Here is a 23,586-nt window from a genome sequence, read left to right as displayed (position 1 = left end):
ACATTCCTCCCTTTATACCTTTTGATTCTTCTGAACAGCAAGTTCTTTCAGCGAAGTGATTGCTGTACCAACTACGATTACAGCACCGACTACGAACGTCTGCCAATATGTAGGTACGCCAAGCATGATCAGGTTGTTCTGGATCAGACCGATCAGCACAACACCGAGAATCGTTCCGAGCACTGTACCATGTCCGCCACTCATGCGGGTTCCGCCTACAACAACAGCAGCGATGATCATCATTTCACTTCCCATAAGATTCAATGGGTTCGCCGCCTTATTAAGTACACAATAAATCATTCCGGTGATACCAGCCATAACGCCCGAGAACATGTACACAATAAACTGAAGTCTTACTACGTTAAATCCGGCAATACGAGCTGCATTGGCATCTCCGCCGATTGCATAGATTCCACGTCCAAGCATTGTATATTTCAAAACAATATATACAACAATATAAAGAATAATCGGAACCAGAATCAATGCGGTCATACTATAGTTATTACCCGCTTTACTCTGATACGTAAACAAATAAACTTTATTGAGTGCTGCAATCGTACTTGGCAGTCTTGAGATCTGTCTGGTGCCAAAGAATGTAAGAAGCATGCCCTGTGTAATACTGCTCACACCAAGCGTAGCAATCAACGGCGGAATCTGAAGCAATGAAATCAGTACCGCATTGATAATACCAATCACCAGCCCGATAGCTGCCGCAAATACAAACGCAAGAACTACATTGTCAATATCGTTCTCTTTAAATACACAGATTGGAATATAAAGAGATGCACACGCAATTGCCGGGAAAGAAACATCGATACCTCCCGAAATAATAACCACCATCTCACAGATAGCAAAACACAGTGTTACCAGAAGTGCTCTGGCAAGTGTAATAATTGTCGAAACCTCTGCAAACGCTGGTGTCTTCATGCTAATCGCAATGCAAAGGACAACAATAATATAAACAATAAACATCTGATTCGAAGTCAGAATCTCTTTCCATTTTGATTGTTTCATTAACTCTCTCCTCCTTCGCTGAACAGCTTGTACAGTTCATTCTCGCTGATCTCTTCATCGATATGAGCAACAGCTTTACCATTTCTCATAACAAGGATCTTGTTACAGTTCTGAACCAGCTCAGACAAGTCATCAGAGATAACGATAACTCCCACGCCCTCTTTTGCAAGTTTGTGAAGAATCTCAAAAATCTCACTCTTTGATCCGATATCCACACCCACTGTAGGTCCGTTCAGAACAATCAGCTCAGGATCCGTATTCAGCCATTTTGCAATAACAACCTTCTGTGCATTACCACCGGATAATGTACGGATTGCATCTGTCTGCTTACCGATCTTCACAGAAAGATTACCGATCCAGTCTGTCGTATCTTCTGCGATCTTTTTATGATCCAGTTTGCCACCATGGAAATACTTGCCAATAGACGCAGCCACCATATTATCCTGAATACTTCTGTCAAGGAACAATCCCTGTGTCAGTCGGTCTTCCGGAACATATGCGATCTTATTCTTGATTGCATCTTCAATGTTGTGGATCTCAATCTCTTTTCCATTCAAAATGATTTTTCCACTCGTAGCCGGTGCAAGCCCGAATAATGCATCACCAAGTTCTCCACGTCCTGAGCCAAGAAGTCCTGTAATCCCCAGCACATCGCCTTTTTCAAGTGAGAACGATACGTTTTCAAATGCACCTTCTCTGGAAATATTTTCAACTTTCAAAATCTCTGTTCCATCACTTTTCTCTGGAACATATACAGATTCAACAATATCACGACCGGTGATATCATGGATAAATCTCGCTCTGTCATACTCTTTGATATCTCCGCTGGAGATATATTCTCCGTTTCGGATAATCGTAAGTCTGTCAGCAATTTCATATATCTCATCCAGCTTATGGTTAACGATCATAATCGCAATACCTTTCTCTTTTAAGCGACGGATGATCTTAAACAGATTCTCAACTTCTTTTTTAGTCAGCGCAGTAGTAGGTTCGTCGAGAATCAGAAATTTTGCATCATTAATAATGGCCCGGCATATAGCAACCATTTGCTTATTAGCAACAGTCAGCCTTTCTACAAGAATATCCGGATCCATGTGAGCACCTACCTGCTCCATAGCTTCGATAGCAAGTTCTCTTGCTTTCTTCCAGTTCATGACCTTAGTGCCTGTCATGAGTGAATTGTTCATTGCAATATTCTCTGCAACTGTTAAGTTAGGAAATACTGCAAAATCCTGATATATAACCTGTACACCTGCTCGAATCGCATCGATAGGTGTCAGTTTTTCGACTTTTTTACCTTCAAGATAATAATCACCGGATGTCTGTTCATGAACTCCGGAAATCACTTTGATCAATGTGGATTTACCACATCCATTCTGTCCGGCAAGTGCCAGAATTTCTCCTTTTCTAATTTCGAGATCAACGCCTTTTAAGGCCTGCACACCACCAAACGATTTCTTAATATTCTCTAATTTCAGAAATACTTCTCCCATATAGAATCCCTCGTTTCTTCATCAAATAAAGCCTCATAGAGAATGCCCTTATTGCAATTCCCTATGAGGCTTAAGGCTCATTCAGTTAAAACATTTTAGATGTCAAAATGTATTTAGAAATCGTATGCTTCGTCGTTGCAGTTATCTTTATCAACATCGATCCAAGCACTACCTGTGTATACTTTGCCTTCAAGTGTCAGGTTCTCATATCCTTCTACCGGAAGTGAAAGTGTATCTTCGCCAACTGTTCCATTCAGAGTTGCAACAGCAAGTTCGATCATTGCCTGACCTGCAAGTGCCGGATCCCAGAAGCTCATAAGCTCAACTGTTCCGTCTTCAACATACTCGCCACAAACTGACATAAGAGATGTACCTGCGATATGTACTTTGCCCTGAAGTCCAAGTTCCTCAACTGCCTGAGCTGCACCCGGAGTCTCTGACATAGCTGCACACTGGATACCAACGATCTCGTGTTTTGTATCAGCTGTAAGTGCTTCTTTAACTTTGCTGTATGCTGTGTCCTGATTGTCATCAGAAACGATTGGCTGATCATCTACTTTAAGATCTGGAGCATTCTTCTCAGCCCATTCTTTACCACCCTGAGCTTCCTCAACGTGAGACTGAGATGTCAGAGCACCAACTGTCTGGATTACACGTCCTTTTCCGTCAGAGAGTTCGTTAATCTTTTCCATCAGGTGAGCACCATACTCTAATGTATCAAATGCTTCAACGTCATAGTCCATGTTCTCTACTGTAGATGCCTCGTGGCAGATAACTACGATGCCTGCCTCTTTAGCTTTTGCAAGAACAGGGTCAAGAGCTTCTACATCGAACGGAACTACACAGATTGCATCGTATCCCTGAGAGATCAGTCCCTCAACGAATGCTGCCTGTCCGTCACCTTCCGGAGATCCGCAGTACTCAACGCTTGTTCCGTTAGCCTCGTTATAGTCATCAACACCCTGTTCCATACGCTCAAACCATGCAAGGTTTGTCATCTTAGGAACTACAGCAATCTTGTAATCAGCTGCTGTCTTTTCACCGGAATCATCCTTCGCGGTGTCCTCTGTCTTGGTGTCTTCCTTTGAGCTGTCATCAGATGAGCCAGAGCCACATCCAACGAGCAGAGTCGCTACCATAGCGATGCCCAGTACTGCACTTAAAATCCTCTTTTTCATGTTACACATCCTCCTTGTATAATTTGGAAGCATTCTGGCTGCTTCATGCCATTATAACTTTCGCATATTGCAAAAGTATATATCCACATTCCATCTCATCAACCACCAAAATGGAATATTGATATCTGATTATTTGTCAGTTATCAACCACCGACTGACACTTGAAATCCCCTTTTTCTCAGGCAATCCGCCATCGCTTCTACCTTACTGTGTTCCATCTCCGGATATTCTTTCAAACAATAAGCACGTTCGATTGCTTCATACTTGTGTCTTCCAAACTGATGAAACGGTAACAGATCAATCTTCTTTATCCCAAAATCTGTCGCAATCTTCGCAACATTCTCCAGATGTTCTGCCGTGTCATTAAAATTTGGTATTATGGGACATCTCACAGTTATTATTTTACCATTCACAGTTAAATTGTGCAAGTTGTTTAACACTTTTTTTAAAAAAATATTTCCCACTTGTGCAAAATGCTCAGTTTTTGTTGTTTTTAAATCAAATAGTATCTCATCCGCCAATTCAGCAACTTTCCAAAGGTTTTCCCATCTGACAGCTCCGGCGGTTTCCAACGCTACGGGAATATATCTGCGGTGTGCTGCTTCAATAAGCGCTCTCGCAAATTCCGGTTGAAGACAGGTTTCACCTCCTGACAATGTCATGCCGCCATCTGAATTCATAAAATAAAAGCTGTCTTTCTCCACATCCTCCATCACTTCCGCCACATTCATTCGATGACCAAACAACTCTCTGGCACCATGCGGACACACCTTTTCACACGCCCCACATGCAATACACCTCGAACGATCTGTTCTGCTTTTCCCATCTCCAGTTATTTCTATACAGTGCTGTGGGCAAATATTCTGGCACTTCCCACATCCGGTGCAGAATTTTTTATAAAATGCAATCTGTGGATCCGGACTGATAGACTCAGGATTGCAGCACCACGGGCAATGCAGATTACATCCCTTCAGAAATACATTGGTTCGGATTCCTTCTCCATCATGTACATGGAAATGTTCTATGTTGAATACGATTCCATTTGTAGTCTCTTCTATCTCCCTATAATCGGAACCAAACACACTATTCACCTACCTTCGTTATGATACGCCATGCTATGTATTTTCTTATGCGCTGTGCTCTGTCCTTGCAATAATATCATCCTGCAGTGCTTTATCTAAAGGAGTAAATAATGCACTATAACCTGCAACGCGTACCATCAGATCCTTATATTCTTCCGGATGCACCTGTGCTGCTTTCAGTGTATCTGCAGATACACAATTAATCTGAACATGCATTCCTTTATAATTACCCAGATATGTACGCAGTACCTGTACCATTTTTCTTGTCATCATACCGTCTAGCATTGCAGGCATCACTTTAACATTAACCAGTTGTCCGCCGGATACCAGAACCGTCGGAAGTTTACCTACAGATTTAAGAGAGGCAGTAATACCTTTTGTATCTGTACCATGTGTCGGAGATGCTGTATCAGCCAATGCCTCTCCCGCTTTTCTTCCATCCGGAGTCGCTCCTACACATTCACCGCAAGGCACATTTGATGACACAGAACTGGTAGACGGCTGCCAGATACATCCGATCGGTCCACGTCCGTTCCGTGTAGTCTTATACTTTGCTGTTTCTTCACAGATAAACCGGAAATAATCTACCATAATATCATCCACATAGTCATCGTCATTACCATATTTTGGCGCATCCAGAAGCATTTTACGGATATCCGGTCCAGATGGTACAGTAGTAAGATCTTCATAATTTGTCTGTATCGCATGCATCACCTGTACACCTGTAAGAATACGCTCATCATAAACCAATTTCTTTAATGCAGCCAGAGTGTTGCCCACATTCGCCATTCCTACATATAATGGTCCACAGTAGTCATAGACCGCACCACCCTCTTTCATGGTCTTACCTCTGTCGATGCAATCATCCACAAGACAGGACACAAATGGATCTGCAATTCCTTTTTCGGTTACCATATCGATCATATTATCCGTAATTACCTGATACTTGAAATAATAACGAATCTGTTCTTTGAATGCTTCATAAAGTTCTTCATATGAGGCAAAATCTGCGAGACTGCCCTTTCCCGGATGCAGGCAGATATCGGTATTCGGATCTTTTCCACCATATAATGCAAGTTCCATGATCTTCTGCAGATTAATGAATCCCGCTCCATTAGGTCTTCCGGTCTGTTTGCCTTCCACAATGGCTTCTACACATCCTACAATGGAATATTCCACTGCATCATCCCATCTGATCCCCCTGTTAACCAGTGCCGGAATATAGACTTCATCGCTGTAGATTGCAGGCTGCCCACCGCCAAGACGCACAACATCCATAGCCGCATACATCATCTTCTCTGAAATACGGTCATGATAGCGCAGTGAAATGGATGGTGTATGTAATTTTATCGCCGCCTGAGCGCCCAGGATTAAATATGAAAGCTCATTCGTTGCATCTTTTCCATTCATATCCTGCCCGCCGATCGTAATATTTTGGAATAATTGATAACCACTGAACGATTTCGTATTACCCCAGCTTGTAATTTTGTGAAGCTGAAACAGCTTAAGATACAGGCATTCCAACAATTCCAATGCATCTTCATCACGCATTACACCGGAATTAATATTTTCTTTATAATAAGGAAAAAGATTCTGATCCAGACGTCCCAGCGATATGGAATGGCCATTGTTTTCCAGCTGGATACAGAGATTAATAAACCATATTGACTGCAAGGCCTCATGGAAATCTCTCGCAGGTTCTGCCGGAACACGTCTGCAGATATCCGCTATATGTTGAAGTTCCTTCCGCCGCACTGGATTTTCCGTCTCTTCCGCCTGTTTTTCAGCAAGCGCCGCATATCTTCCTGCATATTTTATCACTGCATCACAGGTAATCAGCACTGACTCCAGAAATGGCTTCTGCTCCGCCTCAGATGGTTCCGACAAATCCAGATTCTCCAGCCGTTCCTTTGCCCTTTTCATATAGTTACTAAGTCCCTCTTTGACAACACGTTTCAGATTCACTGTCAGGTGTCCTTCACCCCCGATCATCAACCAGTATGAATCCGTCACACCCATCTCACGAATCAAATGTGTCTCTTCCGGCAGCACTGCCTTACATCGATACTCATGATTATTATTACGCCAATAGTCCGTGATCTCGCGAAGTTTATTCTCATCCGCTTCCGCAATCTCATAACGATCACCCGGGCGTTTCTCTGGTCTGACTGGATTCCCATCCAGTTCTTCAATCAGCCAGTCCAGACCGAATTCCGGAAAAATATGTGCACAGCGAAGTTTGTCACTGACACTTCCTACGATCAATTCACCGTCAAGAATCGTAATTGGAAGTTTTTCCAGAAGCTCTGCAAGTGTTTTTGCACGCTTAATATAGATAGTTTCACTGTTATACCTCTGATAAGCTTCCGTCACGATCATCGCTCTATCTGCTGATATCTGTGGCACTGCCTCCAGAAGTGTATCTCGCAGCGTCTCAATGCGGGCACTTCGCGTAATCTCTTCGCCCATAAACACATGTCCGGTTCTTTTCTGTCCTTCTTCATAACAATACTTCATCACACGCTCTCCTTTTATAGTGTATTAGTAATCGTTCCACTCTGTCCTTTTCCAAAACATATTCAAGTATGTCTTTTGTTGCGTAGTTAAACGATTAACTTTTGTTGTAATTTATATGAGATTCCGAAGAATCTCATATAAATCAGGATTCTCTATGTTGTATTCCTTAAACATAGACTAGGTTGTAAGATGACTTCCCGTTCCCGGAATACCCCACCATGATTCAGTGCTTCCAGAAGCATTCCCATGGTTCTGATGCCCAACTCTTTCGCTGGATACTCCACGGTCGTAAGTCCTTGTTCAATATATTTACTACACCAGATATTATCATTTCCAATTATTGCGATCTGTTCCGGAATACGGATGCCTCTACTCTTGCATGCTTCCACTGCCCCCCAAGCCATAATATCACTACTGGCAAATACGGCACAATTTTCTTCTTGATTATAAATATCCAGAAAATGGTTCATCATTCGATATCCGTCATCAAACGAAAATTTACACAAAAAAACAAGTAAATCCTGTTCTGTAAAGCCGTGTTCCTGTAGTCCTTCCCGGAATCCTTCCAGTCGTCTTCTTGCAGCAGAAGTTGCATCTACAGGTCCGGCAATACATGCAAACTTCCGATACCCACGCTCAATCAGGTGATCTGCAGCAATTCGTCCGCTGGCATGATTATCTGTATGTGCAAATGCCACATTACCCACACTGTCAAATGCCACACGATCTCCAAGCACAAGCGGCACTGAAAAACCTGCTTTTAACTCTTCACGATCCAGGCGCGATGTAATATCAATAATTCCATCAACTCCACTTTCCACTAATTGCTGAAGCAGCTTTTTCTCCTGTCTGACGCTTTCACCTGATTCATACATCACGACCTGATAATCCTTTCTGGATGCCTCATAGCCAATATGTTTCAGCACTTCCGCGAAGAAAGGATTCAGGATATCCGGCACGATCACACCAATCGTGTGACTCTGATTCGTCTTCAGGCTTCTCGCTATACTATTTGGTTTATAGTCCAATTCGGCACTTGCTTCATTCACCCGGCGACGTAATGATTCACTGACATTCTTACGTCCAGTCAGCACATTAGATACCGTTGCCGTCGATACACCAGCAAGCTTCGCCACATCTTTAATTGTTGCGCGCACTTCTTATCTCCTGTGTATTTTGCTACCTTTAATCGTTTTAAGCCACTTTTTTTGTTATATATTGCACAACATATAATTGTCAATACTGATTATTCAATATAGATACAATGTTGGAGATAAAAGTTCAAGAATGCCTCCGCTTTCCATCTGCAAACACATAATCCGGTGGTCCGATCTTACCACCATTTCCAAACTCTATGATCATATCAAGAAATTTTTGCGTACTCATATAATAGTGACTGTCTCCATCGATCCATCCGGTCTGCATAATCTCCACATCATACGCTTTCAGGCGATCACATTCTTCTGCAATCTCTTCGTCTGAAAATATATCTTTAATATGATGGAATCCCGGTCCCTGTTTCTCCAGAAATTCCCAGTAAATATTCGGTCCTTTGACTGGCTGAATGATTTCAATCTCCATATCTCCCGCCCATTTCACTGCACAGATAAAATCAAATTCCTCTTTCACTTCATGACCGCCTACTTTCAGGCTCTTTACCTTATCCGGCGTAAAATGGCGCACATCCCATCCATCGATTCCGAGATAATATGCATAATTCTTCATGTATTTTTCCGCATCGTCAACGACAATTGCAAGCTGTCTGATATTCGGAATGTGGTTTATTGACCGAATCGCACCTTCCTCCGGATAAACCTCTGGTGCTGGTCCAATCTTACCGCCATTTCCAAGTTCCAATGTCAGTCCAAGCTGTTCATATGAATCCAGATAATAATGTACATCATTATCAATCCAGCCTGTCTGTGTTACTTTAAGGCCCTTCGCCTGTAATTCGTCTACATACGCCCTCAATTCTTCATCATCAGGAATTACAATTTTAAAATGGTGAAGTCCGCTGCCGTATTTTTCTAAAAATTCCCAGTAAATATTTGGACCTTTGATCGGTTGAATTAATTCAAATTCCATATCACCTGCCCAGCAGACAGCACAGATAAAGTCAAATCCTTCAGTCACTGCTTCGCCACGCACATATAAATCATGCACCGTGTCCGGTGTAAAATGTCGGATATCCCATGGCCCAATACCGAATTTTTCCCAATATTCTTTCATCGCTTTCTGCACATCATCTACCAACACACAAATCTGCTTGATTTTACCTTTCATCGTCTCATCCTCCCTTTATTCACCAATGCTTAACTGTTTATTCACTATCCGCTTTGTATACAATACCCCATTCTTTTCTGGTGGTTTCAATCCAGTCTGCGATAATCTCTGTGTCTGTTAACGTAAAATATGGACACTCCTTTTCTCCTTTTTCCAGGCATTCCTGTATCGCTTCTATCTCATATTGAAAACCACTTGCCGGATATGCTTTTTCAAAGGTCTGTCTGGTTCCATCATTCATCACAAGCTCTGCAGTAGTAGGATGCCAGAATTCCGGTCCAATCAGAATTCGTCCAAGCTCGCCTACAATCTCTGTCACAGGTGTACTGACCTGATTAAATGCACCACTTAAGAATGCTGCTCTTCCATCTGTATAAGTTGCCAGCATATGAAAACTTTCATCCACTTCACCGTTGGACTTCATCGTAGCATGTGCCTCTTTCGGAGACTCCGGAAATACCATCTGTGCCATAGCTAGAGCATAAATTCCCACATCACGAAGTGCACCACCCGCATGACTAATACCGCCTTTCCACGGCTGCCAGTCACTGACATCCGGTTTAATGTCAAATCCAGACTTCACTGTAAGTGGTTTTCCGATCTTACCTTCTGCAATCCAGCTTCTTGCCTGTCTCACCGCCGGAAAACATCTGGTCCACATACCTTCCATAAGAAAAACATCTTTTTCTCTTGCTTTTGCAAGCACTGCATCAAGTTGTCTTCGATTATCAACCATCGGCTTTTCCGAAAGAACAGGAATGCCCGCCTCCAGCACTGTCATAATATAACTGAAATGGCAGTCATTTGGAATTGCAATATATACAATGTCTGGTCTCGCATTCTGAAGCATCTCTGCTAGCTCTGTATAGACCGTATCACAACCATATCTCTGTGCAAATGTCTTTCCATTTTCCTCGCTTCTGGAAACCACCGCAACAAGTTCTGCTGCAGCCGCCTCCTGCATGCCCTTTGCAAATTCATTAGCAATATATCCGGTTCCCACAATTGCCCATCTTGTCTCTTTCATACGGTTCCTTCCTTTCCATTCTACATTCACAGCTGTCTTTCTATCTATCATTATCATCAGCGTTATCTAGAAAGTCAAGAAAAGAACCCATCATTTTTGTATATTCAGTACATTTATACATTATAAAAACGTTTCCATATATGTACATTGCACATACAGAAACGTTATGTTGTTCCACCTTTTTGAAATTCCACATCAATAATCCGATGCATACGCACAGGCTCTTTGCGCTGTACCAGCCGGACTACAGTATCGGCACAGCTTGATGCAAGCTTTGTAATGTCCTGGCGCACTGCCGTCATAACAGGCATCATCATCCGGGTAAAATCTGTTCCATCATACGCCATAATCTTCATATGATCCGGAACCTGAATCCCCCTCTCTGTCGCAAAACGATAACAGGCAATTGCCCCCATATCAGAAGCAAACACTGCATCCGACCACTTCACATCCCTCAGATGTTCTGATAGATATTTTTCATAATATTCATAATCCAGGCGATTCCACTCCAGATCAAGCTGACGTACCTCCACGCCTGCTTCATCCATAATCCGATGAAATTCCCGGTACCTGTCATTCGATGGCGTATATACTGGAAAATAGTCTCCAAGCTGCAACACTCTTTTGCATCCCTTTTCCAATAGATGTTCTGCTGCAATTCTTCCTCCGGTCTTATGATCGGAATGAATAAGTGGAATACCTTCTCCCAGATTATGATCCATGCTGACTATTGGTTTGTCCATATGCCGATACACTTCTGCCTCAGCAGACCATGCGCAGGTAATCAAACCATCCAACATATTACGATCTAGCATTTCCACATATGCCGCTTCTCTGTCACTGTGTTTTACCGTATTACACACCATCGTACGATAGCCATAATTATATAATTCCATTTCAACCTGTCGCAAAAACGATGCGTAAAACGGCGTCTGAAAATCCGGAATCAGCACACCGATAATTCCAGTCTGCTTTCTGGACAGATTACGTGCACGTTCATTGGGAATATAATGAAGTTCCCGGATTGCTGTTTCAATTTTCTCCCTGGAACGGGCAGAAACATAGCCGGTGCCATTCATTGCTCTGGACACCGTCGCAATGCCGACACCGGCTTTCTCTGCCACATCTTTAATGGTTGGCATCATAAACTTTCAAGCACCTCTTCCAATGATGGCACGGAAGACTGTGCACCTGATCTTGTAACTGCAATTGCAGACGCTTTCTGTGCAAATGCAATCGCATCTTTTTCTGATTTCCCCTGACTGATTGCCACTGCAAACGCTCCTGTAAAGCAATCTCCCGCAGCTGTAGTATCTACTGCTTTCACCTTATTAGCCGGAAGAAATTCCTCTCCTTCTTCTGACATCAGGAGACATCCTTTGCTTCCCAGAGTAACAAGCAGATGTTTGACACCTTTTTTCAGCATCTCGTGTGCTGCTTCTTTATACTCTTCTTTGCTATGCAATTCTCTGCCGATCAGAATACCAAGTTCCGTCTCATTCGGCTTAATATAGTCAATATCTTTCCAAAATTCTTCTGGCATAGCTGCTGCAGGAGCCGGATCTACAATGATCGTCTTACCTTTGGCAAGTGCCATCTCTTTTGCCTTCATAACGGTATCAAGTGGAATCTCCTGCTGCATTACCACAATATCAGCCTCATCCATCAGATACTCATATTTTTTCAAAAGGTCCTCATCTACCAGACTATTTGTTCCACCAACTACGATAATTGAATTCTCGCCATTAGCATCAACCGGTATAAATGCCTGCCCGGTTGTTCCCCCCGGAATTCGCTCAATACCTTCTACATTGACATTAACACTTTTGAGATTTTCTAACATTGCATCACCAAAACTGTCATCACCAACTGCACCAATCATGCTTACATCTCCACCAAGCTTACCAATCGTATAAACCTGATTAGCACCTTTACCGCCTGGCACATGCTTAATACCATTTCCCATAATCGTTTCGCCCGGAACCGGAATTCTTGGAGTCTCAATAACAGTATCCATATTCAGACTTCCGACTACCAATATCTTTTTCATACTAGAATCCTCCATAATACATGTATTTTGATGTCAAAGGATCATCGCTGCGCAGAACATTCCACACCCCAAACACCTTTGTACATATTATACAACATTTTCGTATTATCTCCTAGACTTTTATTTAAAATACTCTTTTCCGTATAAAATATCTGTATCCACACACGCTTTCAGCTCATCAACACCATGAAACTTCTGTTCCGGTCTATGATATTCACAAAACTCAATCTCTACTTCTTTACCATATGCATTACCAGAGTAATTATACAAAAACGCTTCCACCAGCATCCGATTCTCATTCGTCACTGTCGGCTTCACGCCTACATTGGCAATGCCTCCGTAGACCTTCCCGTCCATCTTTACCTGCACTGCATATACACCATTTGGCGGCATCAGCTTATTTGGATTTGGAGCCACATTCAAAGTTGGAAATCCCAGTGTTCTGCCAAGTCTTTTTCCGTGCTCCACACACCCTATAACCCGATACGGATATCCCAGTAATGTATTAGCCAGCGGAATATCCCCTGCGTTCAGCACTTCACGTATATAAGTACTGCTGATTTCCCGGTCGTGGTACCGTTCTTTCTCGATCACAACTAGATGATATCCATATACCTTTTCATACTCTTTCAACATGTGAATATCGCCGCGTTTCTTATAGCCAAACGTAAAATCCGTTCCAACCACCACATAAGATGCATGGAATGTATCCACCAGCACATCCCGGATAAAATCTTCAGCCTTCACCTGACTGAACTCTCTGGTAAATGGACAGTCGACCAGATAATCCACCCGGTCGTGAAGTCTGTCTTCCCTTTCCTCTTTGGTCATCAAAATACAGCGTTCATCCACATGCTTTTTCGAAAATGCCAGCATATCGAATGCACACACAACACTTTTTACACCCGCAGTATCTGCATATTCTATTACTTTTTCAACAAGTTTTTCATGGCCACGATGTACACCATCAAACTTTCCGAGCGTAACAGCAGTCTGACTGTCATCGTGGTAATCTTTCAAGCCTTTAATATATTGCATGTTTCTCCTCTTGTTCTACGGCTGCAGAAACATTTTCACAATTCGGAATTCATGTTCTTTTTCTACATACCGATAAACTGCCGCAAAATGTCCATTCGAATCATAAACTCTTACCATTTCCTGATCATCATAGTTCTGTGATCTGTCAGGCTTACGGAACGAATTACCATTCTGCAGTCTCTTTTCCTGATCCGGACGGATCCAAACTGCTCTGTATTGTTCAAACACACTGTCGATCGGTTGAAGAATCTTTTCCAGATTCCCATCCTCTTTCGCCTTCTGTATCTCACTAAGGCGTAGGCTGTCTGCCAGCACAAAGCGTCCTACCTGCACCCGGAGCAGCGACTCCATACATCCACCGACACCGAGCTTTTCACCGATATCATGACATAACGTACGGATATAAGTTCCTTTTGAGCAGGAAACTTCCATTTCTACTCTCGGAAGATCTACACAAAGAATCTTAATACTGTGAATCATCACATTTCTTGCTTTGCGTTCTACTGTTTTCCCTTCACGCGCAAGTTCATAAAGTTTCTTACCACCCACCTTGAGAGCTGAATACATTGGCGGTATCTGTGCATATTCTCCCACAAAGCTCTTGACAGCTTCTGTCACCTGTGCTTCATTCAGATTCGAAATATCTGAAGTCTCAAGCACTGTACCTGAAGCATCCTGGGTATCTGTTGTCTGTCCCAGGAAAAGCACTGCTCGGTATGTCTTATCCTTGTCTGTCAGAAGTTCACATACCTTCGTCGCCTTTCCCAGGCATACCGGAAGAACCCCTTCCGCATCTGGATCCAGGGTTCCTGTGTGGCCAATCTTCTTCTGACCAACAATACCTCTGAGTTTTGCTACTACATCATGAGAAGTATATCCCTTCTCTTTATATACATTAATAATTCCATGAATCATGATTTATTCCTGCTCCATCTGCATCGCAATCCGTCCGGAGAGATTGTTCAGCACATCATAGATCGTACCAGGCATAGTACAGCCGGCCGCTCTCACGTGACCGCCTCCGCCAAAATAGCTGGCTACTTTATTCACATCCACATAACTCTTGGACCTCAGGCTGACTTTGTACACATCTGCCGCCAACTCATAGGCAAATATCGCGACCTCCACACCCTTCGTCAGGCGAAGCTGTGACACAATGCCATCTAAATCCTTTGGTGTCACGCCATAATAGTCCATCTGCTCCTTTTTAAAGGACGATGCTATGCATTTACCATCCATGAACAGAATACTCTCTAACAATGCTCGTCCCATCACCTGATTCTGTGCATATGTCTTTTCGCTGAATGTAGAATCCAGAAGTGCCGGAGCATCAAATCCATATTCCAGCAGATCTGCCGCCACGCGATATGTCTTCGGCGATGCACAGGAGTAACGGAAGATTCCCGTATCGTGTGCAATTCCCATATACAGGGACTCCGCAATCTCCTTTGTAATCTTGTCCTTATCCAGTAGTTCGTATACTAGCTCTGACGCAGAACTTGCATCCGGGAATATATAATTCTCTTCTGCAAAAGAACCATTACTCACATGATGATCAATACACAATGTGTGTGCCGCACTGCAGAACAGCGGCTCAGAGAATCCGAGACGCGCCCGGTCTCCGCAGTCCAGACTGATAAAAAGATCATAGCGTTTCTCTTCGTCAATCTCACTTAAAATATCCTCTGTTCCACGGATAAAGCGAAATTTATCCGCAATCGGTTCCAGATAGAGATTCACCTGGATCTCCGGGTAATTATTCTTAATATATCGATACATTCCCATGCAGGAACCAATGCAGTCGCCATCCGGACGCTCATGTCCGCCAATGGCAACCGTCTGTGCTTTCTGAAGCATTTTATTCAGCATCTTCTTCACCGTCCGTATCCAAATCCTTGGTTACATCATCAATCTTCTTAGACATAGTTACACCATACTCAATTGACTGATCCAGCACAAATGTAATCTCTGGAGTGTTGCGCATATTCAGATTATGTGCAAGCTGTCTTCTGATATATCCTTCCGCACTCTTAAGTCCGACTACTGTGTCTGCCTGTGCTTTCTCATCGCCAAGCACACTGATATAAGCCTTGCAGGTCTTCAGATCAGGAGCTACCTGTACTGCAACAACAGATGTCCATGGTGCTACCCTCGGATCTTTGATCCCTGCACGGATAATATTACTCAGTTCTCTCTGAACTTCTGTATTCACCCTGGTATTCTTAATACTGTTTTTTCTCAATTCTATTCTCCTTACCAAGACTCCCCGGGTGGGGCGTCAGATCCCCGCTATTATCTAGGGATCTCAACCATCTTGAACGCCTCTACCTGGTCGCCTTCTTTTACATCATTATAATTTTCAAATACGAAACCACATTCATATCCGGCACGTACTTCTTTTACATCATCCTTAAATCTTCTCAGAGAGGCAAGCTTGCCATCATAAATAACGATACCGTCACGTACGATCCTTGCCTGACAATCTCTTTCGAATATACCATCCAGCACATAAGATCCGGCAATTGTACCCACTCCGGAAGCCTTGAATGTCTGACGTACTTCGGCATGACCAAGCACTTTCTCCTCAAATACCGGATCCAGCATACCCTTCATCGCTGCCTGCACATCTTCGATAGCATTGTAAATAACACGATACAAACGTACATCTACACCTTCACGCTCTGCTGTCTCTTTTGCGGTCGCATCCGGACGAACGTTAAATCCGATGATGATCGCATTGGATGCAGATGCCAGGCTGACGTCAGATTCGTTGATCGCACCAACACCGCCATGAATGATCTTAACTACAACTTCTTCGTTAGACAGCTTCAGGAGACTCTGCTTGATCGCCTCTACAGATCCCTGTACGTCTGCTTTAACTACAATATTCAGTTCCTTCAGGTTACCTTCCTTGATCTGTGTAAACAGATCATCCAGAGAAAGTTTACCCTTAGTATCTTCCAGAAGTTTAGCTTTGTTCTGCGAGATAAATGTCTCAGCAAAACTTCTTGCATCTTTGTCATTCTTGCATCCAACAAATACTTCACCGGCATTCGGCACGTCATTCAGACCAAGAATCTCTACCGGAGTAGACGGGCCGGCCTCTTTTACACGGCGTCCCTTATCATCCATCATCGCTCTTACTTTACCGTAAGCAGAACCTGCAGCTATCGCATCTCCGATACGCAGTGTACCCTTCTGTACCAGAACAGTAGCAACCGGTCCCTTACCTTTGTCAAGCTGAGCCTCGATTACAAGACCTCTTGCTCTTCTGTTCGGATTAGCCTTAAGTTCAGATACTTCTGCTGTCAGAAGCAGCATTTCCATCAGATCCTGAATACCTTCTCCGGTCTTAGCAGATACCGGTACGAAGATTGTGCTTCCGCCCCAGTCTTCCGGAATCAGTTCGTACTCAGACAGTTCCTGTTTTACACGATCGATATTTGCACTTGGCTTATCAATCTTGTTAATCGCAACTACAATTTCAATACCTGCAGCTTTCGCATGGTTGATCGCCTCAACCGTCTGCGGCATTACACCATCATCAGCGGCAACTACAAGAATCGCAATATCAGTAGAGTTCGCACCACGCATACGCATTGCAGTAAAAGCCTCATGTCCCGGTGTATCCAGGAATGTAATCTTCTCACCATTTACTGTAACAACAGAAGCACCAATGTGCTGTGTAATACCACCGGCCTCACGGTCGATCACATTTGTATGGCGGATTGCGTCCAGAAGAGAAGTCTTACCATGGTCAACGTGTCCCATAACACATACAACCGGCGGACGTTTCTTCATCTTCTTTTCGTCTTCTTCTTCCTCTTTCAGGAGTTCTTCAATTACATCTACAACTTCTTCCTTCTCGCAGAGTACATCAAACTCAAGCGCAATCTCTTCTGCTGTATCATAATCAATCTCCTGATTAACAGTTACGATCTTGCCCTGCATAAAGAGCTTCTTAACAATAACAGATGGTACGATCTTCATCTTATCTGCCAGTTCTTTGATTGTAAGGACCTCTGGAATTACGATTGACTTGATTGTCTCTTCTACCTTCTGTTCCTTCTGCTGTGGCTTCTGCATCTGCTGCTTCTGATCATTCTTCTGCTTTCTTCCCTTAGGCATTCTGTCTTCGTCATCCTTGCGGTAATCTTTCTTCTTGAAGTCTTCCTTACCCTTATTCTTTCTCTGCTGTGGCTTCTGTCCTTCCAAAGCCGGTGCAGGAATTGCAGGATTATTATTCTTCTTGCGGTGATCGTTATTCTGGAAACGGTCATTTCCGTTTCTTCCTTGTCGGTCTCTGTTGTTGAATCCGCCCTGACGATCATTTCTGTCATTTCTTCCGCGGTTATTATCTCTTCTGTCTCCCTGCGGGCGATCATTTCTATCGTTATTTCTGTCGTTTCTTCCGCGGTTATTATCTCTTCTGTCTCCCTGTGGGCGACCGTTTCTGTCACCGCGGTCATTATTTCTGTCATTTCTTCCCTGACGGTCTCTGTTATATCCCCCCTGTGAACGCTCTCTGCGTCCTTCCTGGGATTGAGAATTTCTATTCTGTTCTTCTCTGTTCTTAACTGGTTTTTCCACTGACGTATTCTTCTCCTGAACTTTTTCTGTCTGGTTCGCCACACTCTGCGGCTGTACCGGAGTACTTTCCGGCTTCTTAGACTGTACTGTCTCTGCATTTACTTCTGGTTTCACCTCTGCAGGCTTTACTGCTTCTGCCGGCTTCTCTGCTACAGGCTTAACTGCTGGCTTAGCGACAGATTTTACTGCCGGCTTGCTTCCCGGTGCCGGTCTTCCGTTCTGTACCTGCATCGGCTTTGCATTCTGCGGTGCCTTTGCTCCACCGGCAGGACGCCCGGCCTGACGTCTGCCATTTCTGGAACCGTCTCTGGTATTCTGCGGGCGGAATACATGCACGATATTTTTCTTCTTCGGTGCTGCCTTAGCCTCATCCCCTGATGCAGAGGCTTTGCTTCCGCCAAGTGCTTTCTTCACCATGGCGGCTTCATCCTCTGAAATCGTGCTCATATGATTCTTTACTTCTATATTCTTTCCTTCCAGGAACTTCACAACGTCTTTGCTGTCCTTGCCAAGTTCCTTTGCAAGTTCATATACTTTTACTTTTGACATACAAACTAACCTCCTCTATGCAATTGTATCTATATCTGACTGTTTAAATGTTTCAGAATGTTATCTGCGAATCCCTCATCCAATATTGCAACGGATGCGCGGAAGTCTTTGCCGATAAAATGTCCAAGCCTCTCTCTGTCATAACACAGGCGCATTGGTACTTCATAGAATTCACACATATTCTGAAATTTTTTTCTGGTATTCTCAGATGCATCTTCTGCGATCAACACCAGATATGCTCTGCCGCTCTTCACTTCCTTCTCGACGGTAAATTCTCCGCTGACGATTCTTCCCGCTCTTGCCGCAAGGCCGAGCATTGACAATGCTTTATCTGATTTCAAGTGCTTCCATCTCCTTTTCCAGCGATTCATAGACTTCTGCCGGGATAGCCTGTTTGAATGACCTTTCCAGTCCCTTGTTCTTACGGGCAAGCTGCAAACATTCTTCACTTGGACATACATATGCCCCTCTGCCATTCTTCTTGCCGGTCGCATCCAACATAAATGTACCTTCCGGTGTCTTGATCACCCGGATCATCTCTTTTTTATTCTTCATTTCCTGACAGCCTACGCACATACGCACAGGCATCTTTTTATTTCCACTCAAACAATCACCTGATTTCTACTCTTATTCTTCTACTTCTTCGAACTGAATCTCGTCTTCCGGTGCTGTCTCCTCAGATGCTTCTTCAGATGTCTCGTAAGCTTCATCTGCCACTTCTTCATCGTAGCCGTCCTCGTACATCTCTTCTTCGTATACACCTTCCATCAGTTCCATATAGTTCTCCGGAAGCTCTCCTGACTCAATTGCCTGGCTCTCGCTCTTAATATCTATCTTGTATCCGGTCAGTCTCGCTGCCAGTCTTGCATTCTGTCCCTCTTTACCGATAGCCAGTGAAAGCTGGTAATCCGGCACAATAACGCTTGCAGTCTTCTCATCCGGATCAGCCATTACAGAAATAACCTTTGCCGGGCTCAGTGCATTCTCAATCAGAATACCCGGATTATCACTCCAGTTGATGATATCGATCTTCTCGCCACGCAACTCATTAACAATCGTGTTGACACGTGCACCGTTCATACCTACACATGCTCCTACCGGATCTACATCAGGATCATTAGACCATACAGCGATCTTCGTTCTGCTTCCTGCTTCTCTTGCAATACTGCGGATCTCTACGACGCCGTCTCTTACTTCAGTAACCTCTGCTTCAAACAGACGTTTTACCAGTTCCGGATGGGTTCTGGATACCAGAATCTTAGGTCCCTTGGTTGTATTCTTAACTTCTACAACGTACAGCTTAATACGCTCTGTCGGCTGGAACACCTCACCCTTTACCTGCTCATTTTCTGTCAGCATAGCATCCACCTTACCAAGGTTTACGCTGATATTACGTCCAACATAACGCTGTACGATACCAGTTACGATATCTTTTTCTTTTTCAAAATACTGATCGTAAATCACTTTACGCTCTTCTTCACGAATCTTCTGAAGGATCAGATTCTTTGCATTCTGTGTTGCGATACGTCCGAATGATTTAGACTCTACCGGAATCTGTACGATGTCACCGATTTCATATTTCTTATCGATGTTCTTAGCATCTTCCAGGCTGATCTCTTCTACATCATCCATCACTTCATCTACTACTGTCTTCTCCTGGATCAACTGATAATCGCAGGTCTCACGATCCATGATAACTTTGATATTATCCGCTTTTCCAAAATGGTTCTTACATGCATTGATCAGAGAATTCTCAATGGCATCTAAGAGTGTCTCTTTGCTGATGTCTTTTTCTTTCTCTAATATTGTCAACGCTTCTAATAATTCTGTATTCATTTTCTTTTCCTCCTACTGATAAATCTAAAAATCAAAAGCAAGCCGAACCAATGCTATTTCACTTTTTTCAAATGTCTTTTCCCGGGAATCGTCCATCTCAATGGTCACACTGTCTTTGTCGTATGCTTTCAGAATTCCACGGAATTCTTTGGTACGGTCGATCATCCGATAAGTACGGATCTCCACCTCTTCTCCCATACTTCTCTCAAAATCTCTGTCCTTCTTCAGCGGTCTTCCAAGTCCCGGTGAACTGACCTCCAGAATATAAGATCCTTCAATATAATCTTCCTCATCCAGGATATCTGACAATTCACGGCTTACAACCTCACAGTCATTCACTCCGATTCCATCCGGCTTATCAATGTAAGCACGCAGATACCAGTTACCGCCTTCCTTCACATATTCCACATCCCACAGTGAGAATCCATGCTTCTCAAGGATTGGGAGCAGAATTGCTTCTGTTCTCTGTTCATAACTTTCTCTCTTAGACAATGCAGTTATTCCCTTCTTTCTTAAAATTATTAATATGCTTTCTTACAACAAAGAAGAGTGAACTTTCGTTCACTCTTGCCTCAATCTACTATGTAACTGTATACAGTATAGCACCTGCTTTTTGTAAAATCAAGGGATTTCCCATATTTTACAAAGGTTTTTTCTATTTTTGATACAAATTGCTAACTCCGTGCTTTGGTACCCATTCCACCACGCTTAGCCAGTTTTAATCGGTTCAGATACAGATCCCTTTCACCGTAACGTATCGTACTCTCCTGACCTTCTCCAATCAGATATACCTGTTCCAGTTCGTCATTCTTCTTAAGCTTGATTCCCCGGACACCGACTGCTGCCTTCTTCTTCTCTGCCACTTCATCTGCAGCGAACTTCAGAAAATACCCTTCTTTGGTCTGTAATACCACCTGCTGATTTGGATGGATCAATTGAACGCTGATCAGTTCATCCTCGTCCTGCAGCTTCGCCGCCACGATGGTACGTTTGATCACCTGGAACTCAGCACCCTCTACCTTCTTGATCATGCCCTGCTTCGTCGCAAACATCAGCCATGCATAACGCATCTGCTCGCCATCACACAGGTAAACGATCTGTTCACCGGTGCTGTCAAAATTACTCACATTATCTATCGGAATGCCTTTATCACGGAACTTTCCATACGGAAGATCCTGTAGCTTGATCTGATGCATCTTGCCGGTATTGGTAAACAGACACAATTTGCCGGTATTCATGCAGGAGACAATGTATTTGTTCTCACTGTCTGCTGCCTCTTTATTTCTCTCATATACTGACGGATCTACGGTACGTGCGTAACCAAAGCGGTCCATCAGGAACACCACTTCCTGCTCCTCAATCTTCTTTTCTTCAAATACCGCCTCTTCTGCATTCATGATCACGGTACGACGGGCTCCTGCAAATTCCGTACGGAACTGTTCCAGCTCTTCGATGATCACACTGGACATTGACTCATAATGATTCAGGATATCCTCGTAGCGTGCAATCTTCTTCAACGTCTCCTCGTGCTCTTTCTGTAATGCCTCAATTTCCAGGCCGATCAGCTTATACAGACGCATTTCCAGGATTGCTGTAGCCTGGCGCTCCGTAAAGCGTAACATCGCCGCCATCTTCTGTGAAATCTTACTCTTGAATTTAATATTCTCAGTCACACCATTCGTCAGACATGCTTTCGCATCTTTGATGTTCTTACTGCCTCTGAGAATTTCAATGATCAAATCAATCACATCACAGGCTTTGATCAGTCCTTCCTGAATCTCTTTCTTATCCTGTTCTTTTGCAAGCAGTGTACGATACTTTCTGGTCGCCAGTTCAAACTGGAAATCCACATGGTGTTCAATAATCTTTTTTAAGCCCATGGTCTCCGGCCTGCCGTCTGCTACCGCCAGCATATTTACGCCAAAGGTGTCTTCCAGACGTGTCTTCTTATAGAGCATATTCGTAAGATTCTCTACATCCGCGCCCTTCTTCAATTCGATCACAATGCGGATACCTTCCTTAGAGGACTGGTTGGAAATGTCTACGATATCCGATGCTTTCTTGGTCTCCACCAAATTGCAGACATCATTTAAGAATTTGCCAATGCCTGCTCCGATCATCGTATAAGGAATCTCGGTAATAACAAGACGTTTTTTACCGCCCTTCATATCTTCTGTCTCTACTTTACCGCGGATCTTGATCTTACCGGTTCCACTCTCGTAGATTGACAGCAGATCGTCCTGATTGACCACAATACCGCCGGTCGGGAAATCCGGTCCTTTGATATATTTCATTAACTGCTTTGTGGTCAGTGTATTATCTTTCATATACGCGATGACCGCATCGATCACCTCACCCAGATTATGGGTAGGAATGCTGGTCGCCATACCAACTGCAATGCCTTCTGCACCATTGACCAACAGATTCGGCACACGTACCGGCAGCACCTCCGGCTCTTTTTCTGTCTCATCAAAGTTTGGAACAAAATTCACAATATCTTTGTCCAGATCCGCAAGAAAGATATCCTGGGTAAACTTTGCAAGTCTCGCTTCCGTGTATCGCATGGCTGCTGCTCCGTCTCCTTCAATAGAGCCGAAGTTACCATGTCCGTCCACCAGAATCTTCCCTTTCTTAAAGTCCTGTGCCATCACAACCAGTGCTTCATAGATAGAACTGTCACCATGCGGATGGTATTTACCCATAGTGTCACCCACAATACGGGCGCATTTACGGTAAGGCTTGTCCCACCGGATGCCAAGCTCATGCATATCATACAGTGTACGCCGCTGTACCGGTTTCAGCCCATCCCTCACATCCGGAAGGGCTCTTGCCACGATAACACTCATGGCATAATCAATATATGATTTCTTCATCACGTCCGAATATTCGGTACGAATAATCTGTGCTTCACTCATATTTTATCTGCTCC

Annotated in this window: 20 protein-coding genes; all 20 read right to left on the bottom strand. The window is 43.6% G+C overall.

Annotated elements, in window-relative coordinates; translation table 11 throughout:
- Nucleotides 1–12: 12 nt before the first annotated feature.
- The 20 genes from OCV65_RS01210 to OCV65_RS01115 all read right to left on the bottom strand — a co-directional run bounded on the left by OCV65_RS01210 (nucleotide 13) and on the right by OCV65_RS01115 (nucleotide 23,572).
- Nucleotides 13–1,014 carry an ABC transporter permease gene (locus OCV65_RS01210; protein WP_262580655.1) on the bottom strand — a complete coding sequence of 334 codons (1,002 nt, stop codon included), beginning with the start codon at nucleotides 1,012–1,014 and terminating at the stop codon, nucleotides 13–15.
- The gene (locus tag OCV65_RS01205; RefSeq protein WP_262580654.1) at nucleotides 1,014–2,507 is read right to left on the bottom strand and encodes a sugar ABC transporter ATP-binding protein; all 1,494 of its coding nucleotides are present in this window, start codon (nucleotides 2,505–2,507) and stop codon (nucleotides 1,014–1,016) included. Before OCV65_RS01205 ends, OCV65_RS01210 begins: the two co-directional genes overlap by 1 nt.
- Before the next feature lie 113 nt (nucleotides 2,508–2,620).
- Nucleotides 2,621–3,685: an autoinducer 2 ABC transporter substrate-binding protein gene (locus OCV65_RS01200; RefSeq protein WP_262580653.1), complete on the bottom strand. Its 1,065-nt coding sequence runs from the start codon at nucleotides 3,683–3,685 to the stop codon at nucleotides 2,621–2,623.
- Nucleotides 3,686–3,828: 143 nt separating this feature from the next.
- The gene (locus OCV65_RS01195; protein WP_262580652.1) at nucleotides 3,829–4,776 is read right to left on the bottom strand and encodes a glycyl-radical enzyme activating protein; all 948 of its coding nucleotides are present in this window, start codon (nucleotides 4,774–4,776) and stop codon (nucleotides 3,829–3,831) included.
- Nucleotides 4,777–4,812: 36 nt separating this feature from the next.
- Entirely contained in the window at nucleotides 4,813–7,284 is a 2,472-nt protein-coding gene (locus OCV65_RS01190) for a glycyl radical protein (protein ID WP_262580650.1), read from the bottom strand.
- A 152-nt stretch (nucleotides 7,285–7,436) separates the two neighbouring features.
- Nucleotides 7,437–8,441 carry a LacI family DNA-binding transcriptional regulator gene (locus OCV65_RS01185; RefSeq protein WP_262580649.1) on the bottom strand — a complete coding sequence of 335 codons (1,005 nt, stop codon included), beginning with the start codon at nucleotides 8,439–8,441 and terminating at the stop codon, nucleotides 7,437–7,439.
- Nucleotides 8,442–8,565: 124 nt separating this feature from the next.
- A complete protein-coding gene (locus OCV65_RS01180) occupies nucleotides 8,566–9,567 on the bottom strand; it encodes a VOC family protein (protein ID WP_262580648.1) in 1,002 nt (333 codons plus the stop codon).
- A 37-nt stretch (nucleotides 9,568–9,604) separates the two neighbouring features.
- Nucleotides 9,605–10,594: a Gfo/Idh/MocA family protein gene (locus tag OCV65_RS01175; RefSeq protein WP_262580647.1), complete on the bottom strand. Its 990-nt coding sequence runs from the start codon at nucleotides 10,592–10,594 to the stop codon at nucleotides 9,605–9,607.
- 164 nt (nucleotides 10,595–10,758) lie between these two features.
- Nucleotides 10,759–11,739 (bottom strand): LacI family DNA-binding transcriptional regulator, encoded by a 981-nt coding sequence (locus OCV65_RS01170; protein ID WP_262580645.1) that lies wholly within the window; start codon nucleotides 11,737–11,739, stop codon nucleotides 10,759–10,761.
- On the bottom strand, nucleotides 11,736–12,644 hold the full coding sequence (rbsK, locus tag OCV65_RS01165; RefSeq protein ID WP_118451880.1) for a ribokinase: 909 nt from the start codon (nucleotides 12,642–12,644) through the stop codon (nucleotides 11,736–11,738). The genes OCV65_RS01170 and rbsK overlap by 4 nt, the downstream gene beginning before the upstream one ends.
- A 120-nt stretch (nucleotides 12,645–12,764) precedes the next feature.
- Nucleotides 12,765–13,682, bottom strand: a complete 918-nt coding sequence (locus OCV65_RS01160; protein ID WP_262580644.1) for a bifunctional riboflavin kinase/FAD synthetase — start codon at nucleotides 13,680–13,682, stop codon at nucleotides 12,765–12,767.
- 15 nt (nucleotides 13,683–13,697) lie between these two features.
- Nucleotides 13,698–14,597 (bottom strand): tRNA pseudouridine(55) synthase TruB, encoded by a 900-nt coding sequence (truB, locus tag OCV65_RS01155; RefSeq protein WP_262580642.1) that lies wholly within the window; start codon nucleotides 14,595–14,597, stop codon nucleotides 13,698–13,700.
- 3 nt (nucleotides 14,598–14,600) lie between these two features.
- Complete coding sequence (locus tag OCV65_RS01150; RefSeq protein ID WP_262580773.1) at nucleotides 14,601–15,551, bottom strand: DHH family phosphoesterase; 951 nt, start codon at nucleotides 15,549–15,551, stop codon at nucleotides 14,601–14,603.
- Nucleotides 15,541–15,924 (bottom strand): 30S ribosome-binding factor RbfA, encoded by a 384-nt coding sequence (rbfA, locus tag OCV65_RS01145; RefSeq protein ID WP_118383740.1) that lies wholly within the window; start codon nucleotides 15,922–15,924, stop codon nucleotides 15,541–15,543. Before rbfA ends, OCV65_RS01150 begins: the two co-directional genes overlap by 11 nt.
- A 50-nt stretch (nucleotides 15,925–15,974) precedes the next feature.
- Complete coding sequence (infB, locus tag OCV65_RS01140) at nucleotides 15,975–18,821, bottom strand: translation initiation factor IF-2 (protein WP_262580640.1); 2,847 nt, start codon at nucleotides 18,819–18,821, stop codon at nucleotides 15,975–15,977.
- A 29-nt stretch (nucleotides 18,822–18,850) separates the two neighbouring features.
- A complete protein-coding gene (locus OCV65_RS01135) occupies nucleotides 18,851–19,162 on the bottom strand; it encodes a YlxQ family RNA-binding protein (protein ID WP_262580639.1) in 312 nt (103 codons plus the stop codon).
- On the bottom strand, nucleotides 19,149–19,409 hold the full coding sequence (gene rnpM / locus OCV65_RS01130) for an RNase P modulator RnpM (protein WP_262580772.1): 261 nt from the start codon (nucleotides 19,407–19,409) through the stop codon (nucleotides 19,149–19,151). Before rnpM ends, OCV65_RS01135 begins: the two co-directional genes overlap by 14 nt.
- A 39-nt stretch (nucleotides 19,410–19,448) precedes the next feature.
- The gene (nusA, locus tag OCV65_RS01125) at nucleotides 19,449–20,657 is read right to left on the bottom strand and encodes a transcription termination factor NusA (protein ID WP_118383744.1); all 1,209 of its coding nucleotides are present in this window, start codon (nucleotides 20,655–20,657) and stop codon (nucleotides 19,449–19,451) included.
- Between the two features lie 24 nt (nucleotides 20,658–20,681).
- Nucleotides 20,682–21,149 carry a ribosome maturation factor RimP gene (locus OCV65_RS01120; RefSeq protein ID WP_262580637.1) on the bottom strand — a complete coding sequence of 156 codons (468 nt, stop codon included), beginning with the start codon at nucleotides 21,147–21,149 and terminating at the stop codon, nucleotides 20,682–20,684.
- Between the two features lie 182 nt (nucleotides 21,150–21,331).
- Nucleotides 21,332–23,572 (bottom strand): DNA gyrase/topoisomerase IV subunit A, encoded by a 2,241-nt coding sequence (locus OCV65_RS01115; RefSeq protein ID WP_262580636.1) that lies wholly within the window; start codon nucleotides 23,570–23,572, stop codon nucleotides 21,332–21,334.
- Between the last annotated feature and the right edge of the window lie 14 nt (nucleotides 23,573–23,586).

This window comes from Dorea ammoniilytica, assembly GCF_025567415.1.
Lineage (GTDB): Bacteria > Bacillota > Clostridia > Lachnospirales > Lachnospiraceae > Claveliimonas > Claveliimonas ammoniilytica.
The sequence above is the reverse complement of the archived record's forward strand: the minus strand, read 5'-3'. Positions and strand labels throughout refer to the sequence as shown.

What these genes read in the sequence shown, in the direction of transcription:
- OCV65_RS01210 (WP_262580655.1), bottom strand. Translation starts at nt 1,014, where the DNA reads ATGAAACAATCAAAATGGAAAGAGATTCTGACTTCGAATCAGATGTTT.
- OCV65_RS01205 (WP_262580654.1), bottom strand. Translation starts at nt 2,507, where the DNA reads ATGGGAGAAGTATTTCTGAAATTAGAGAATATTAAGAAATCGTTTGGT.
- OCV65_RS01200 (WP_262580653.1), bottom strand. Translation starts at nt 3,685, where the DNA reads ATGAAAAAGAGGATTTTAAGTGCAGTACTGGGCATCGCTATGGTAGCG.
- OCV65_RS01190 (WP_262580650.1), bottom strand. Translation starts at nt 7,284, where the DNA reads ATGAAGTATTGTTATGAAGAAGGACAGAAAAGAACCGGACATGTGTTT.
- OCV65_RS01180 (WP_262580648.1), bottom strand. Translation starts at nt 9,567, where the DNA reads ATGAAAGGTAAAATCAAGCAGATTTGTGTGTTGGTAGATGATGTGCAG.
- OCV65_RS01175 (WP_262580647.1), bottom strand. Translation starts at nt 10,594, where the DNA reads ATGAAAGAGACAAGATGGGCAATTGTGGGAACCGGATATATTGCTAAT.
- OCV65_RS01170 (WP_262580645.1), bottom strand. Translation starts at nt 11,739, where the DNA reads ATGATGCCAACCATTAAAGATGTGGCAGAGAAAGCCGGTGTCGGCATT.
- rbsK (WP_118451880.1), bottom strand. Translation starts at nt 12,644, where the DNA reads ATGAAAAAGATATTGGTAGTCGGAAGTCTGAATATGGATACTGTTATT.
- OCV65_RS01160 (WP_262580644.1), bottom strand. Translation starts at nt 13,682, where the DNA reads ATGCAATATATTAAAGGCTTGAAAGATTACCACGATGACAGTCAGACT.
- truB (WP_262580642.1), bottom strand. Translation starts at nt 14,597, where the DNA reads ATGATTCATGGAATTATTAATGTATATAAAGAGAAGGGATATACTTCT.
- OCV65_RS01150 (WP_262580773.1), bottom strand. Translation starts at nt 15,551, where the DNA reads ATGCTGAATAAAATGCTTCAGAAAGCACAGACGGTTGCCATTGGCGGA.
- infB (WP_262580640.1), bottom strand. Translation starts at nt 18,821, where the DNA reads ATGTCAAAAGTAAAAGTATATGAACTTGCAAAGGAACTTGGCAAGGAC.
- rnpM (WP_262580772.1), bottom strand. Translation starts at nt 19,409, where the DNA reads ATGCCTGTGCGTATGTGCGTAGGCTGTCAGGAAATGAAGAATAAAAAA.
- nusA (WP_118383744.1), bottom strand. Translation starts at nt 20,657, where the DNA reads ATGAATACAGAATTATTAGAAGCGTTGACAATATTAGAGAAAGAAAAA.
- OCV65_RS01115 (WP_262580636.1), bottom strand. Translation starts at nt 23,572, where the DNA reads ATGAGTGAAGCACAGATTATTCGTACCGAATATTCGGACGTGATGAAG.